This window comes from Chloroflexota bacterium (genome assembly GCA_020161265.1).
Taxonomy (GTDB): domain Bacteria; phylum Chloroflexota; class Chloroflexia; order Chloroflexales; family Herpetosiphonaceae; genus Herpetosiphon.
Genome location: JAIUOC010000001.1, coordinates 1019050 through 1036624 on the forward strand (window position 1 = coordinate 1019050; position 17575 = coordinate 1036624).

Annotated in this window: 8 protein-coding genes; 6 read left to right on the plus strand and 2 right to left on the minus strand. The window is 50.7% G+C overall.

Annotation, left to right across the window (positions count from 1 at the left end; all coding sequences use genetic code 11):
- Positions 1-153: 153 nt before the first annotated feature.
- From LCH85_03690 to LCH85_03715, 6 genes are read left to right on the plus strand one after another with little or no spacing between them, the layout of a single operon-like run.
- Positions 154-783, plus strand: a complete 630-nt coding sequence (locus LCH85_03690) for a CDP-alcohol phosphatidyltransferase family protein (protein MCA0351077.1) — start codon at positions 154-156, stop codon at positions 781-783.
- Positions 773-1483, plus strand: a complete 711-nt coding sequence (locus LCH85_03695; protein ID MCA0351078.1) for a TVP38/TMEM64 family protein — start codon at positions 773-775, stop codon at positions 1481-1483. Before LCH85_03690 ends, LCH85_03695 begins: the two co-directional genes overlap by 11 nt.
- A gap of 20 nt (positions 1484-1503) precedes the next feature.
- On the plus strand, positions 1504-2793 hold the full coding sequence (locus tag LCH85_03700) for an ABC transporter substrate-binding protein (GenBank protein MCA0351079.1): 1290 nt from the start codon (positions 1504-1506) through the stop codon (positions 2791-2793).
- A 5-nt stretch (positions 2794-2798) separates the two neighbouring features.
- The gene (locus LCH85_03705; protein ID MCA0351080.1) at positions 2799-3656 is read left to right on the plus strand and encodes an ABC transporter permease subunit; all 858 of its coding nucleotides are present in this window, start codon (positions 2799-2801) and stop codon (positions 3654-3656) included.
- Positions 3656-4441, plus strand: coding sequence for an ABC transporter permease (locus LCH85_03710; protein ID MCA0351081.1), 786 nt, complete (start codon positions 3656-3658; stop codon positions 4439-4441). Before LCH85_03705 ends, LCH85_03710 begins: the two co-directional genes overlap by 1 nt.
- Positions 4438-5460, plus strand: coding sequence for an ABC transporter ATP-binding protein (locus LCH85_03715; GenBank protein ID MCA0351082.1), 1023 nt, complete (start codon positions 4438-4440; stop codon positions 5458-5460). The genes LCH85_03710 and LCH85_03715 overlap by 4 nt, the downstream gene beginning before the upstream one ends.
- Before the next feature lie 52 nt (positions 5461-5512).
- Here LCH85_03715 and LCH85_03720 read toward each other — a convergent pair whose 3' ends face one another.
- Both LCH85_03720 and LCH85_03725 read right to left on the minus strand, forming a co-directional pair.
- A complete protein-coding gene (locus LCH85_03720) occupies positions 5513-13627 on the minus strand; it encodes a PKD domain-containing protein (GenBank protein ID MCA0351083.1) in 8115 nt (2704 codons plus the stop codon).
- Between the two features lie 371 nt (positions 13628-13998).
- Positions 13999-17148: a PQQ-dependent sugar dehydrogenase gene (locus LCH85_03725; protein MCA0351084.1), complete on the minus strand. Its 3150-nt coding sequence runs from the start codon at positions 17146-17148 to the stop codon at positions 13999-14001.
- Between the last annotated feature and the right edge of the window lie 427 nt (positions 17149-17575).

The window sequence follows — 17575 nt, forward strand, 5'->3', positions numbered from 1 at the left end:
TTAGCCCCAACAACCAAGACAAAAGCCCCTCACCTACCGCAGTGGGCGAGGGGTCGGGGCGAGGGTATGCAACCGATAGATCATCAACTGTTAAGAATTTAGCCTCAATCTTTAAGCTACGATAGCTTCGATCGTTACAAGGAGCTATAGGCGATGGTCGATCAGTTTTTACGCCAACCCAAAGAGCAATTATTAGCCCCAATCGCCCAACGGCTCCAGCGAGTGCACCCAACTATCATCACCTTAGCAGCCTTTGGTTGCGGCTTGGCAGCAGCAATCTGCGCTTGGCAGCAGATTTATTGGGCCAGCTTTGGCTGTTGGCTGCTCAATCGGCTGCTCGATGGGCTTGATGGCACAGTTGCGCGGCTGAGCAACCAGCAAAGCGATTTAGGTGGCTACATCGATATTCTGCTTGATGTGATTATTTATGCTTTGCTGCCAATTGGCTTGGTGGCGGGGCAGCCGACGTTTGGCAATGCCTTAGCTGCTATTGGCCTGATCAGCAGCTTTTATGTCAATGCGATTTCGTGGGCCTATTTGGCGGCAATTTTAGAAAAACGCCAACAAGGAGCCAAAGCTCAAGCAGCCATGACCAGCATTGCCATGCCCAGTGGCTTGATCGAAGGCACTGAAACAGTATTGTTCTTCAGTCTATTTATTGCGCTCCCCAACCACTTGAGCCGCTTATTTCAGCTAATGACGGCCTTGGTTGTCGTTACAATTGGCCAGCGCTTGCTTTGGGCCAAACGCTATCTTCGCGAGGAACCACGCCATGACCACTAGCACATCGACATCGACCAAATCGTTTTGGCAACGCCATTGGCAAAAATTGCTCGCTGCGGGGTTTTGGGTGTTGCTGGTTGGCGGCTATCTCTGGTATTCATGGCGCAATCAGCTTTCGCCTGCGGCAGCGGTTGGTCAATTAATCGAGCTGCTCAAAAGCGATGTGGGTGTGTTGATTTATATTGGCGTATATCTGCTGCGCCCGTTGATTTTCTTCCCAGCGACATTTTTGACCCTTGCTGGCGGCAGTGTCTTTGGCAGCGTTTGGGGCTTGATTTACACCGTGATTGGGGCCAATGGCTCGGCACTAGTGGCCTATACGATTGGGCGGTTTTTCGGCCAGCCAGAACAAAACCAAAATCAAACCGGCATCGTAAATGGCTATATCGAGCGTTTACGCCGCAACAGCTTTGAAACGATTATGTTGATGCGCTTGATCTTTTTGCCCTACGATTTAGTTAATTATCTGGCGGGCATTTTGCGGATCAACTGGAAGCAATTTTTGCTGGCAACTATGCTCGGCTCGTTTCCTGGCACGCTAACCTTTGTGCTATTTGGCTCATCGTTTGAAGGCGATTTTACCAAAGCTGAATTTTCGTTCAATCCATGGGCCTTTGCTGGCTCGATCGTTATTTTTATTATCAGTATCGCGATTTCGCGCTGGCTTAAGCGCCGTGAAGCCGCTAAACCAGCGGCCTAGCCGAGGTTAAACACACACTTATGCAAGTAACAGCACGCAAACGGGTTTGGAATTTGGGTTGGTTAATTGGCCTTTTGAGCCTGATTATCGCCAGTTGTGGCAGCAACGCCGCTACGCCAACCAGCGCTCCCAGCAGCACCAGCCTTGATCTAAGCAATTGGGCCAGCATTGAGCAAGCCGCCAACGGCCAAACGGTCAATTGGTATATGTGGGGTGGCTCGGATAGCATCAATCGTTTTGTTGATGAATTTTATGGCAAGGCGCTCAAAGAACGCTACAACATTACGCTCAATCGCGTGCCAGTCGCCGATACCGTCGATGTGGTCAATCAGTTGCTCAGCGAAAAAGAGGCAGGCAAAACCACCGGCGCTGTCGATTTAATTTGGATCAACGGCGAGAATTTTGCTTCGTTGAAACAGGCCAAATTATTGCGCGGCGATTGGGGCCAAAGCTTACCCAACAGTCAATATGTCAACTGGAACAATCCCGCAGTCAATCTCGATTTTGGCGAGCCAGTTGAAAGCCTCGAAAGCCCATGGTCATCGGCCCAATTTCAGTTGATTTACGATTCGGCGAAGCTTCAAGCCAGCGATTTGCCCCGTTCGTATGCTGCGCTCAAGGAGTATGCCTGCGCCAATCCGGGCAAAGTCAGCTATATCGCACCTGGCCCAGGCGCATTTCAAGGCACGCGCTTTGTCAAACAAGCCTTATTTGAGGTCAGCGGCGGCGCTGAACAATGGCTCGGCCCGTTCAATCAGCAATTATGGGATCAATGGTCGCCCAAGTTGTGGGAATATTTCAATGATTTAGAAGGCTGCTTGTGGCGCGAAGGCAGCACCTACCCCAAAACCGAGAACGAATTACATAGCTTGTTTGCCAATGGCGAGGTTGATTTTTCAATCACCCAGGCGATTGCTGGAGCTGGCTCGTTGATCAAGGAAAATTTAGTGCCAGCAAGTGCCCGAGCATTTGTCTTTGATGATAATATGATCGGCGATTTCAACTATGTCGCCATTCCCAGCACCGCGCCAAATCCAGCAGCGGCCTTGGTATTAGCCAATTTGATTCTCGACCCTGAACTACAAGCAGCTCAAATTTTGCCAGAAAATGGCTTTGGATTGGGCTATGGCATCGACCCAACCAAGGTCAGTGATCCGGCTTTGGCAGCCAAATTGGCGAGTGCCGCCCAACAACTGGGCGAACCAGCCACGCCTGCTAGCGATTTGGCAAAATCGTTGCGCAGCGATATCGCCGCCGAATATCAAAGCTTGATCGAGCAAGGCTGGGATGCCAATGTGTTGCGCAAGTAATCGCAATGGCTAAATGGCGCAGTTGGCTTGGATTAGCGCCAGCAAGCATCATTATGCTTGGTTTATTTGGTAGCAGCCTTGGCTATGGCATCGCCCAAAGCCTTGGCTGGCTACCATTTTTAGATCAGCGCGAGCTGAGTTTGGCGGCCTATCGTAATGTTTTACTCAGCCAACAGCTTGGCGGCCAATGGTGGTCAGCCCTGCTTTTTTCGTTGTGGGTCAGTCTTGCCGCCACGCTTGGCTCAGCCTGCATTTGCTTGGGCTTGCTCAGCAGCATCGCCGAGCGCCAACAGCACTATCGCGGGCTAAGCATTGTTAGCAATTTGCACTTGGCGATTCCACATAGCGTTTGGGCTATGGCGTTGCTGTTGGTACTTAGCCAAAGTGGCATCTTGGCCCGCATCGGCTTTGCCATCGGTTGGCTCGACCAGCCCAAGGATTTTCCGGTGCTAGTGCGCGATCGCTGGGGCATCGGAATTATTCTGGCCTATATCACTAAAGAAGTGCCATTTTTGCTGCTGATTGGCTTGGCAACCTTACGGCAACAAGGGCGAGCCTATCTGTTGGTGGCCCAAAGTTTGGGAGCCAATCGTTGGCAGCGTTTGCGCTTAGTGCTTTGGCCGCTCTTGGCTCCGAGCCTGATCAGCGGGAGCTTGTTGGTGTTTAGTTTTATTTTTGGAGCTTACGAAGTGCCAGCCTTGGTTGGGGTGCGCTACCCGGAAATGCTGGCAACTATGGCTTTGGAGCTATTTCTGAATCCCGATTTGCAAGCGCGAGCTGAGGGTATGGCCGTAAGCATGCTGATGAGTTTAATTATTCTGGCAGTGGTGGGCTTGGCTTGGCGTTGGCGGGAGCAGCGCTGATGAGTTATCGCAAACTGGTGTTCCTTTTAGCGTTCCTTTTAATTGTGCCAATTGCAATTTTTTTGGTGTATGCCTTTGCTCAAGGCTGGTTTTTTCCGGCGCTGTGGCCTGAACGCTGGGATAGTGGGCTATTTCTGCGGCAATTGCGCGATCCACAGCTGCGGCGTGGGTTTGAACAAAGCTTGATCATCGCGACAGGCGTGAGTGGTTTAGCGCTGCTGCTCGGTTATCCAGCGGCACGCGTGTTGGAATTGCAGAAATTTCGCGGGCGTAGCTTGATCTACGGCTTGTTTTTTCTGCCGACGGTCGTGCCTAGCGTTGCCACAGGCATTGGCTTGAACATTGTATTTTTGCGGCTGGGCTTGGCTGGCACGCTGTTTGGGGTGATATTGGTGCACTTGATTCCTGTTTTGCCGTATGTGGTGCTAACCTTGGGCAGCAGTTTGGCTCACTATGATCGCAATTATGAACATCAGGCAGCGGTTTTGGGCGCTAGCCCGTGGCACGTATTTTGGCGTGTCAGCATGCCTTTGCTCTTGCCAAGTTTGGTAGTGGCTGGTGTATTGGCATTTTTAATTTCGTGGAGCCAATATGTGCTCAGTTTGCTAATCGGCGGTGGCAAAATTATTACCCTGCCAATGTTGTTATTTTCAGCAGCCAGCGGCGGCAACTATAGCCTAATTGCCAGTTTAAGCCTGATTTTTATTGCGCCGCTCTTGCTGTTGCTCGGCTTGGTCGCTCGCTACTTGGGTTCGCCAGCAACAGGAGCAACGCCACGGCCATGAGTTATTTGCAACTTGATCGATTAACTAAATCGTATGCTCAGCAGACCATTCTTCAAAATATCAATTTAAATTTAAACCAAGGTGAATTTTTGGCCTTGCTTGGGCCTTCTGGCTCAGGCAAATCGACGATTCTAAAACTATTGGCAGGCATTGAAGCAGCCGATGCTGGTGAGATTCGGCTGGCGGAGCATTTGCTGAATCCTGTGCCAGCCCATCAACGTGAAATTGTTTTGCTGTTTCAACAGCCCTATTTATTTCCGTTTCTCTCGGTGGCTGAAAACATTGGCTTTGGCTTGAAGGCCCGCAAAGCACCCAAGTCGTTAATTCAGCAAAAAGTGGCTGAACTTTTAGAATTAGTTGAGTTGGGCGGCATGCAGCAACGCAAACCGCAGCAACTTTCAGGCGGGCAGCAACAGCGCGTGGCGCTTGCGCGAGCTTTGGCAGTCCAGCCCAAGGTGCTATTGCTCGACGAACCATTGAGCAGCCTTGATCCTGAAATTCGAGTTAATTTGCAAGGCGTGATTGCGCGGCTGCATCGCGAATTACACATGACCACCATCATTGTGACTCACGATTTGAGCGAGGCCTTGGCCTTGGCGCAACGCACAGCCTTGTTGATCAACGGTGAAATTATTGCCGATTTGAACTCGATCGAACTATTCGAGCGCCCACCCAACCGCGCCGCCGCCCAATTTGTGGGAGTTGGAGCGATTATTGCGGGGCAGATGCAAGGCCCAACGTTTTGCAGTAGCCTTGGTCAATTTAACGGTAACTTCGCCCCGAATACACAGCATGTCGCAATTCGGCCTGAGCATATTCAGATTAATCATCAGCCGCAACCTCAAACCATTGCAGCCCAGATTATCGAGCGGCGCTACCTTGGCGAACGCTGGGAATATCGCTTGCAAACCAACGAGCAAACTGTTGTGGCACGAGAAACAGCTCAGACAATCCGCGAAATTGGCCAAACGGTGTATCTCCATTTCCCTCAGCAATCGATATTTGCGCTCAACGATTAAACAAAAACATCCGGCGGAGCATAACACTCCACCGGATGCAGAACCTCAGTGATTAGTTGCCTTTTGCCGTGTAGGGCAAGAAGACCACATAGGTTGCTGTGCCAGTCGTTGCGGTTGGCGTAACTGAAGCAGTCGTGGTTGGCGTGGCTGTTTCAGTTGGCGTTGGCGTAATCGTTGGCGTATTGGTGATTGTTGGCGTAATACCTGGCTCCAAGGTCGCCGTATTGGTTGGCGTGTTGCTTGGAGTTGGCGTATTGGTGTTGGTTGGTGTATTGGTTGGCGTTTCGGTTGCTGTCGCCGTCGCCGTATTGGTTGGCGTATCAGTTGCCGTGGCCGTTGCCGTGTTGGTTGGTGTGTTGGTGGCTGTGGCCGTAGCTGTGTTGGTTGGCGTAGCGGTTGCCAACGAACCAAACCAATTAATATGCAAGTAGTTAATCTTGGTATTGGTGCCACCAACCGGATCAACCGTCAACTTACCATCGCTGACCGTGACCCGCACGGTGTTGGTTTGATGCAAGCTGGCTGCGCCATTCGAGGCGTTAGCTGGCGGCACGAATTGATTGATCGCCACCACGCCTTCAATTGTGACATTGTGCGACATTGCCGAACCACCAGCTTGAGCATCGCCGACCGCCACGGTTACATCGTAAACCCCGTTTGGAATCGAGGCTTCCCATTTGCCGCCGCCAGTCGTCAACTGCATGTGCATCAAGGTATCCAAGCGGATATCGCTATTGAAGTTGCGGCGACGTGGATCAGCGATCAAGCTCTTGGGCTGGCCAGCACTATCAACCCAGCCATAGGTTAAACCAGAGCCTTGGCCTGGATCGACGCGCAAGCCATAGCCTTGACCATAATCCTTGACATAGCCATTAGGCACAGCGCCAGCATCGTTGGGCTGGAAGTTGACCTTCAAGAAGAACGTGCCTTCGGGCGTTGGCGTGAAGGTGCCAATTGGCGTATTGGTTGGCGATGGCAAGGCGGTTGGGGTAGCAAAGGTCATGTTTTGCGCCCCAAAAACCTCGATTGCGCTCACAGTTGGGCGGCTAGCCTCAGGTGCGAACTTGATATTCAGCACCCCATCAGTCACGTTGACGGTGAACAAACGGGTATCAGCGGCTTTAGCACCAACCGCGAGGGTTGGGTCGTAGTCGTTGAGTACACGGGTTCCTTCGAGATTAACATCGAAGACCCGCTTGCCAGTGCCGCCAGCAACGCCGCTCGTCACGCCAAAGAAGATTTCGGCAAAGTGCAAGCGCACGGTATATTGGCCGCTGGTTGGCACTGGAATCGCATAATCCAAGGTTGCAGTGGTCGCGCCCGTGGCAAAGCGATCATCGTAATACAACACATCGTTATCAGTGTTGGCGACATCCCCTAAACTACCTGGGTTCGAGGTGCTACCGTTTTGCGAGTAGCTATCGGCAGCCCAGCGCACGCCATCAGGCGTGGTTACACTGCTAAACCCACCAGCATTGAAGCGGGTCAACAATGGCAAGACTTGCACTTGCAACGAGGTTGCAACACTGCTTGAGCCATTGCTGGCGGTCACGGTTACGTTGTAGGTTCCTTTGGTTGCAAAGGCATGACGCACCTTGCCAGTGCTTTCGTTGACCACTGGCGTGCCATCGCCAAAGTTCCAAGCAAAGTTGACGTTACTGCCACAAGCCACCACCGCTTGGAAGGTAATTGCATCGTTGGGCGATGATGGGCCATTCGAGACTGCCACAACTTGTTCGATTGGCTTATCGCCAACTAAGATCGTCACGGTGTCACTGGTGCTTGCGCCTCCAGCATCGGTTGCAGTAAAACGGAAAACCAAGGTACTAGCGCTAGCCGGAGCAGTAAAGCTACGGTTGTTGCCGCTGCCCGACAAGCTTACGGCAGTGCCTTCAAGCTGAGTCCAAGCGCCCGTTACGGTCGTGTTTTCATAATCGCTGCTTGTGCCAGTCAAATTCACGCTAGCATTGAGCGCAACTTGCTGATCAGCTCCAGCATTGGCGGTTGGTGGCACATTGCCATTGACTGTGCTGGCAAAGACCTCAATTGCTGAGATTGAAGCAAAGTCCATTTCAGCATCAAAGGCCAGTTGCAATTGACCATCGACCACCATAATCCCATCGATTGGCACAATCACGGCAGCGCGAGCAGCCCCAACCGAGCCAGTAATATCGAAGTTATCGAGGATGGTTTGGCCTTCGGCACGAACATCAAACACCCGTCTGCCTGGGCCAGCAGCCCCACCACCAGGCGCACCCCAGAAGAGTTCAGCGAAGTGCAAGCGCACATCGACTTTTTGCACCGTGGCGGGAACGCTCAGATTATAGGTAATTGTGCGAGTTGCATTGCCGACATTGCCACGATAGGTCTGATACAACGTGTCGTCGAGAGTATTTTCGATTGCTGGCGTGCCCGTGCCTTCAGCAACTGCGTTGCTTGGCTCGAATAAACCAGTATCGCCTTGCCAAACGTTGCTGGCGCTATCAGTAAAGCTGTTGGCGCTACCAACATCAACCCGTGCCAAAACTGGCCGCGTGGCGGTGGTTTCGTCAAGGCCAATCACAAATTTATCGAAGACCGCATTGAAGGTTGTATTAGTTTTGTGAGTGGTCACAATCCCCGCATTAACCTTGCGATCAAAGAAGCGTTGATAGCGGCCACCGGTCAGGGTCACTTGGCCAAGCGTCGTAAAGCTTGGGTTTGGATTGGCTGCGGTAATAATCCGATAGGCAGCGGTTGCAATCCCAGTTTTAGGATCGCCACTCAAGCGCAATTCGGTTGCCACAACATTGGCGGGGCTAGCAATCGCTGGGCTGGTTGCCACGGTTGCGATCGTGCCATTCGTTTCATTGGTAAAGACAATCACTGGTTGGGTGCTGGCCGAGCTAATCATCAATTTCAGATAATTATCTTGTTCCATGCCCCAGAAGATGCCTGCTTGACGATTGGCACTGGTAAAGCCCGCCACGCTGCCTTCGATCCGCGTGGTAATTGCAAAGCGCGAGGCTTGCGCGTTGAATGGCAGTTGCAAGGCGTTAACTTGGGTGTTGGTTGTGCCATCCTGCGTGCCTGCGGGCGAGACCAAGGTCAGCGTGCCCGCTCCTGTCGTATTCATCGTCAAGAGGGTTGGGTCATATGATGATCCAACGCTAATCTGCTTGTTATCGTTTTTATTGCGTTGGTTGATTGGAAAGCCCGTGCCAACGCTGGTGTTATCAATCAAGGTATTGGGATAATTTTGATTGAACTCCAAGTTCAGGCTTGGTGTACCTGGCATTGCCGCCACAGTTGAATCATCAACTGCGACAAACTCAGGCCGAATGTTATTGACAATATAAACATTGTCGTTGTAGTCGTAGTTGATCCCGTTGAAGTCCATCGAGAGCACATAACTATTGGGAATCAAAGCTCCATTGCGATCACGCAATGGCCAAGCCCGCAGATAGTGCTTACCAACCGGATTGTTGTATTGGGGATCGCCCCAAGCGGTTTGCGAGATAATAAATTGGAACGTCCCCGTTGGGTTCAAGTTAATATCAAACAAATCACTGCCATCATACAAGCGAGGCAAGTAGGTTTGGCCATCGGATGGATGGTGGGTACTGGATTCTTGCAGGGTTGTGCTACCTTGGGCCGCCCAAGCAATATCGCTGGCGGTACTGGTGGTACAGCACTGGTGTAGGCCAGCTAATTGCACCACCCGCACAGGTTTGCTCGAATCGAAGCGCGTCCAGTAAGGCGAAATCACTTCTTCGCCAATTTGGGTCAATGCGCCTGAGTCGCCATTCCATGTTTGGCCTGGATAGACAATCTTCACGTTGTAGCCAAAGAAATCCATAATTTGTTGGATATTTGGTTCGTCGTCACCCTCGTTTTGGGCTTGCCACCAACCGCGCAACTGAATGACTTTATTTGGTTCAGTCGCATCGTTGGTACGCAACAACATCTGGCCCGAGTGGGCAACGCCAGGCGGGTTGCTGGCTGGATCAATCGGCGGGGTGAAATCCAAGCGAATATCACGGAAGGTATTTGGTTGCAAAATCGTTGGCAAGCTCAAGGTGCCGCTCAACGTCCAAACCCCAGTGATCGTCATGCTACTCAAAATCAACGGGCCAGTACCAGTATTGCGCACCCGCACAACCCCAGTATTGCGGAAGTAGTTGCGTGTGCCACTCCGAGCAGCTGGATTTTGAATCTTGCTGAACATCAACCAATCGTTGTAAGGCACGTTATGCGATTCAACATTTTCGATTTCCAACTGACCAGCGCCGAAACATGCTCCAGCCAGCACCTGCAAGGTCATCATGGTTTGGAGCTGACGTACAGCGCTTTCAATAGCTGAGCTAAAGTTTTGGTCATTGAATTGGCGCGTGCTCATAGCACCATCAATTGCTGGCCGATACATGCCTTTGAGACCAAAAGTTACGCCACCAGAGCCGCCTTGTGGCCCACCCAAAATCACCATTGGGATATAAACCCGATTGGTTGCTGGCGGGACAGTCACCGTTGGAGTCACTGTCACGGTTGGCGTACCAGGCGTGACCGTAATCGTTGGGGTAACCGTGGCCGTTGGCGTACCAGGTGTTACGCTTGGGCCAACAGTTGGGCTTGGCGTAAAGGTATTGGTTGGTTGGGTCGTACCAGGCGTGGTTGGCACCGGCGTGGTCGTAATTGTTGGCGTGTTCGATGGCGTGGCGGTGTTGGTTGCCGTCGCCGTGCTGGTTGATGTTGGTGTATTCGTCACCGTCGGCGTATTGGTTGCCGTTGGTGTGTTGGTTGGCGTATGGGTTGGGGTTGGCGTTGGTGGCTCCACATAGGCAGTGATCGTCACAAAGTTAATCTTGGTGTTGATCCCACCGTTAGCGTCGATGGTCAAGCGATTATCAGTAACCGTAGCCACAACTGTTTGGGTTGAGTGGCGGGTTGGTGCACCAGTTGCCCCCGACGAGGCAAAGTTATTAATCGCATTTACGCCTTCAACATTGATCGTATGCCGATCAAACTCTGGCACTTGCTGGGTTTGGGGATCACCGACCGCAACTGTGACCGAGTAGATCCCGTTTGGAACGGCAATTTCCCATGAGCCAGGTTCTTTGACCCCACCAAAGCCACCAGAAAGATCGTTGGCTCGCATGTGCATCAACGAATCGTAGCGCTTGTCGATGTTGGCAACAAAGCGATAACGGCCATTGGTATCAAGCAGAATTGGAGTGATCGTGTTGGGATTGACCCAGCCATAATACAGCGAGCCATCGCCTTGATCTTTTTCGTTACGATTGCCAAAGGCTTGACCCCAATCGCGCATGTAGCCAACTGGCACAGCGGTCGAGGCACTTTGGAAATTAACTTGAATTGGCGTGCTCATGCTGGGCAAGCGGACTGGCCGCACATTACGCACAATAAAAACCAAATCTTGATATTCTAAGCCAGCGGTTGCCTCTTCAAAGACCACCACATAGGCATTAGTAACCGTTGAATCGTTAGTGGTTTTGAGTGGATAAACCCGCATATGGTGAGGGTTAGCCGCATCAAAGCTGTTCAGGCTATCTTGACCATAGACCAAACGATTAGCATGGGCTGGCCATTGAGTATAGAAATCGAAGAATTCATAGCCTGGATCGAGGGTCAAGCTGCCATTGATGCTTGGATTCAAGCGCTGAGCACTGGCATTTGGCACAGTAAAGATACTGGTGCGATTTGCCCCAGCGCTCTTGACTGGATACCAACCCAAAGTTAGGGCTGTACTAGCTGGGCCACTTGGCGCAAAGACTGCCAATGGTTCCAAGGTAATTGGCGAGGTTGTGGCGCGGGTGAAGAAATCGGCCACAATTTCTTGGCCAAGCACCAACGATGTACCATTAGCGCTGTGGATGGGAGTAGTAGATGGATCATCATCGCCAACATTCATTGGAAACTCATAGGTATCGAGAATCCATTGCAATGATGGCTCTGTGCCATTGGCATAGACCAGACCACGCAGCGCTCCGTCAATCTTGGGATTAATTGGGTCGTTGCTTTGAATTTGGATAATTGCGCCTTTTGTGCCCAAACTTGTGGCTGCATTAGCTCGCATCACCACATTCAAGCTCAAGGTTGCGCTTGGAATTAACGTTTGGGGGAAACTTGGCAAGTTGGTAATCACAAACGAACCAGCTTCAGGCCCAATTAATTGCACCCCAGTCACGCTCAAATTGGCTTGACCAGTATTGCTGATAACAAAGGTTTGCGTGGTTGAATCGAGTGAGCCAGCGGTTGGCCGTGCTAAATTGAACACGCGGCGAGCTGGGCGAATATCAATCCGTGGTTCAGGCTGAATATCAGGTGTGAGCAGATAAATTTTTTCGGCCAAATAGTCGGAAACATATAAGTTACCGTTGGCGGTATTTTCAATCACATCAAGCGGCCCTGAGAAATCTTTCATTCCAGGCAGGCCACCTTGTTCGCTGATAATTTCTTTGTTAGCACCGATCGTCAGCACAACCAAGTCTTTGCTACCGCTGTAGCGCGTAACAATCAACTTACCTTTGAGTGCGCCGTTGAAGGTATTTGATTTATATTCAATTGTGCCGTTGGGCGATTTGTGTAAGCCGAAATCCCATGAGAAGCCGCGATAGTTGCGGTCGGATTGGGTGCCAACTGGATAGCCCACATTGCTACCACCTGGCGCAACTTCAGCAGGATCGACGGCTGAGCTTGGGTTACCGCCATTCAACACCCACTCACAACGTTGCGGGTTGGGATGCCCATAATAGCCGCCTTGAGCAACCCGATAGAGAAAATCGGATTGATCAGGAATGCGGGTATTCGAGCTTGACGATAATTTTGGCACATCTGGGCCAACATAGGCTCCATTGGTCGCTACGTCAATCCGGTTTTGACATGGAGCATAGTTTGACAAATTGCTAGGCGTTGGCGGGGTATTGCCACCAGCAGCCGAGCCATTGGTTGCCGTATACAATTCGCCATTCGTGTGCCAAATCAAGTCGTAGGCATTACGCACACCCGAAGCATAAATCGTCACAGGCACATTTGCAGCAAATGGATCATAGGTGCCACCATCTTCAGTTTGCACATTCAATGGTAACGAGCCGCTGGCCAAGGCCGTTTGATTGATCCGTAGAACCGCAGCGCCTAGTTTATGCTCTGGTCGCAAGTTCCAGCCATTATCAATATGACCCATGGCGCTATTGCTACCAACGGTCATATACAATGCACCATCCGGCCCAAACACCAGACTATTTGAGAGGTGATCGCGTGATGAACGTGGCATGCCAATCAAATAATCTTGGGCGCTGGTTAGATTGGCTCCGGTCAGGCGGGTAAGTTTACCACTCCAATCGGGGCCGTTGCTCAGAGCATAGGGGCTGTGGGTAATCCACAAAATTGGGCTGGATGGGGTTGAGGCTGGATCAAAGACCAAACCAATGATCATGCGATCTTGGGTTGTACCAGTATAGGTCCGCACCGTTTGGATGGTTAAGCTACCAGCGCTATCCAACGTGCCATCGCCATTAATCGTATAGCGCACAATTTGGCCTTTGACCGTGGCAGCGTAGAGCTTGCCATCAGGGCCAATTGCCAACGAAGTATAGCCAGAATCATTGGGCATAGTAATGCCCGTTGCAACTTTGTTAAAGCGAATATTGCCAGTTGCCGCAGGGCCACCAGCACTCCCAGTCGTAAAGGTCGATTCATAGGCCTCAAACGGCTCACCTGCAATATCAAGCAGCAAATCGTTTGGAGCTACCCCCACATTCACCCGAAACCGATATTGGGTAAATGGGTCGAGGTAATCATTGGGATTGAGAATAATTACATCGCCCGCTGCCGAGGTGGTTAAACGGGCGGCGATTTCATAACTATCAATCACCCGAATCAATTTGACAGAAGCTGCTGTCAAGGTCTGGGGGTCAAGCCCGCCATTAGGAATATACACGTTTGCTGCAATGAAAATATCACGGTTGACCGAGGTCGAGCCGTTGAGCGGCAAGGTATCGGTTACCCGTGGTGCCTCTAGTAGGGCTTTAGCTTGAGTTGGCGTGAGTGGTTGGGCTACCGCCGGAACCGCCGCCGCCACCGTGGTTGGTGGTGCGCCCACAAGCCAAAGGTTGCTAAACAAGAATGCTGCGAGCACCCCATGCAACCAACGAACAATAGACCGCTTCATGGTCATGACCCCTCCTGGAACAGCTTGTGACCCGTAGCGAGTGGTGGTCTTTCAACGCTTAACGCGCAAAAAACCGCATCAATCGCGATCGATCAAAAAAAGAGCATTTGCTACGGGACATCGTTATCGATCAGTATATCAGTTGAGATTGACTAAAAGTACGGTACTGTTATATACAATGGTACTAATTTTGTCAATCCTTGCATCGCAAATTTTGGTTTTCTTGGCCAGCATTTGCATGAATTTTAATACTTTTTTGTTATATTTTAATGTTTTAAAAAACATTTTTAAGGAATTCACGTCATGACTAAGCGCTGAGTTTTGAGCAAATACGGAGCCATCCGCGAGTGATGGCTCCGTTGGAATCGAGCTTAGTTTTTGACGGTGTACGGTAGCCAAATGCGATAGGTCGCTGTGCCTTGGGTTGCCGTAGCGCTCGGCGTTACAGTTTCGGTTGGCGTGTTGGTCGGTGTATTACTTGGCGTAGCCGTGTTGGTCGGTGTAAAGGTCGCCGTCACCGTGCCAGTCGATGTTGGCGATGGCGTATTGGTATTAGTTGGTGTATTCGTGATTGTTGGCGTATTGGTATTAGTTGGTGTGTTGGTTGCCGTCGGCGATGGTGTATTCGTAGCCGTCGGCGATGGCGTAACGGTTGGCGTGACGTTGGCAATATTGAGAATTGGCCCCCAAACCTCAATCGCCGAAATCTTGCCTTGATCCACATTGCCGGGCTGGCCCGTGGGCAAACTAATATTGACCGCACCATCAGTAATATTGGTAGTAAAGGTCTTGGTGATTGGCCGGAAGGTTGCGCCAGTTTCGCTGAAAATATCGAAATTGGTCAACACAGTCGTGCCTTCAAGCTGAACATTGAATTTACGCTGGTTCGGCCCAGGTCGGCCATTCGTGCCCCAATAGAGTTCGGCAAAGTGTAAACGCACAGCATACGTCCCAGTGCTGCTGACCGGAATCGTGTATTGCACCGCTGAGCCGCTGGTGTTGCGTTCAGAGCAGTACAATCGATCAAAGTCACGAGTCACGTTGTAGATTTGGGGACACGAAACGCCTGGAATCAAGACATAGGTGCCGCCGCCAGTTGAATATGGACGGTTGGCACTTGTATCAGGACTCCAAGCAGCTCCATCGTTGGTCGTCCAATCACGATCACCGCCGTTGATTCGCGCCACAATATCGCGATAGCTCAAACGGAAGAAATCGAAAATAAATGAGATGGTATTTGGTGTTCCATGATTGGTTGCCAAAATTCCTGCTGGTGTTCCGGTATTGAAGAACCACAAAGGCACATTGATCGTGCCAATTGCAGTCCAGTTGCCGCCATCAGTTTTATAATAGGCGGTCATGGTCTGCGCAGCAGGATTACCGTCTAAGCGCAGGTCGATATTGCTCACACCTGGCAATACCATGCTTGGATTATTATTGGTTGGATTGATTTGCAGATTTCCGGCCACTTCCATGGCAAATTGCAACCCTGTGTCGCCACTTGTGCCATCGCCATTCAAATTGGCCGTCGCTACCAATTTCACGTAGTTATCTTGGTTGGGGCCGAAGAACAAGCCCGCCGCTTGATCGCCCTCAGGCGTGCGCCCAAGAAACATTTCGGTAATTCGCGTTTCAACCCGAAAATTACGATGGGGATCAAAGCCAATGTGCAAAGCGTTGGCTTGGGTATTGATCGAGCCAGCATTCGTGCCTTCGGTGGTGATGATATTGGTAAAGCCACCAGCAGCGCCAACGGCAATCTTGGCCTCATCAGTTCGCGTAACTCCGTTGGTAATTTGCACCCCAGTAAAGCCCGTATTGGCAACTTTGCCTAAGGGTGCATCACCAGGATTCCAATTGAATTCAACGGGCAATTTGGTGTTGTTGCCATTCGCTGCATCAAAATACAGCTGATCGTTGACATCAAGAATGCCATCGTTATCATCGTCAGGATCAGTCAAATCGGAAATCATGTCGCCATCGAAATCGTTGGGTACGCTGGCGCGGCTACACAAATTGGTTGCGTTCTGATCTTCATCAAAATCGGAGTAGCCATCATTATCGCTATCAACCATGCTCGAATAGGGCGGCGGCGGCGGACAGTTGGGCAAATCTTCTGGCTCAAGGATGGTAATTGCATCGCTGCCAAATTCGGCCACATAAATCACACCCTTGGCATCGGTCACCACATCAAGCGGTTGGTTAAACTTCGCCAAGGTTTGGATGCCAGTTGGGTTGCCATTGGCATCAAGCTGAACGCGACTGACATCTTGATTTTGACCATAGGTTGCGACAATCAAATTGCCTTGCAACGCACCACCAAAGGCATTACTGATATACGCCGTAATCCCATTGGTGGATGGTCGGAAATCATAGGTCAAGGCTGGTGGATTGTAGTTTGGTGGCGTTGGCAAACCTTGGGCATTACCGTTGTTCAACACACATTCGCCACGGGCTGGGTTTGGATGGCCACCATACGAACCTTGGGTCACAATTTTCAGGGTATCGGGCAAATAGCGTGGGTTAATTTCCACCCCACCAGGGCATTGAGCGGCGCTCGGCGTATCGCCATAGCCATCATTGCCACCATTAACATTGGCATAGAACTTATTATTCAGCCAAATAAAATCATAAACATTGCGATAGCCAGTCGCATACATCTCAAATTGGCCAGCAAATGGAGCTAAAGCAGCCGCATTATTGACATTTTTGACATCGATGCCTGCTGATGGAAAGCCAGCATCGCGCACATTGGCCCGCAAAATTGCTGCCGAGAGATAATATTCGGCCAAATTGCTAAAGTGAGCACTTGGCGCACCATTGTTGGTATTGCTCGACGACGAGATATACATCCAACCATCTGGACCCCAAACAATGCTATTGGTGCTGTGGTTTTCGCGTGAGCGCGGCAAACCCTTAATAATATCGGTCGAGGTTGCAAAATTATTGGTGCTGACTAATTTGCTAATTGTGCCTGAGCGAGTGTTGATTTTTTGCGAGGTTGTGTCGCTATTGTAGCCATAGCGTGGGTCGCTATGCGAAACATACAAAATCATATTTGATGGCGTTGAAGCCGGATCAAACAAAATCCCCACCAACTGACGACCATTCACCCCAGTTGCAGGCGAACCGTCGTCGTTGGTATTAGGATAATTGTAGATTGTTTCGATCACCTGAACGGCGGTAGCTTGATGGTTGGTTGGGTTGAGCGTAATCGCAAAAATTCGCCCATTAAACTGGCCGACATACAAACGCCCATCAGGGCCGAAGATCATCCCAGTTGGGCTATCGAACAACGAAGCACCAGTTAATGCCGAACTTGAATTAAAAATCGTTTGGCGAAAAAAACTAATGCTCCCAGAATGCACATGTTGCCGCTCAGGATTATAACTATATTGAACTGTTGAGCGCGTTTGGGCGGCTGCATCATGGATTGTTGGTTGAAATAGCAATCCACCAGCCAACAGACTGAAGATTACTAACATCACAACCACACGCGCATGAAACTGTCGTTTGATCATCACAAATCCTTTCGAGAACATGAGCTAAGCGCAGATCAACCTGCTATTGCCAAATTCTTGCTGGTGCTACGCCTATGATCGTGCCTAGATTAGTGCGGCATGTCAAGCGACAGGCTAAGTCGAATGGGAATGTGGTGACATCTTAACAATGTTGGCCATGCCGCAAATGGCATAATGCTCATAACTCGTCCTCTAATGGTGAACTATAGCGCATAGCAGCATGCTTGTCGTGGGAATTATGGCCTAAACTCAGGCGCTATTTCTGTGATGATCGCTCCTACACCGCATGGGTGACCTATGGGTGATAAAAGTTAAATGGCTTTAACCTTTAACTCAACCTAGCGCACATATCAGCAGAACCACACACTCCAAGGGCTGCTCAAGCCTATCGTGATAAAAATAGCGAACATCAAATGCGTCTATTACA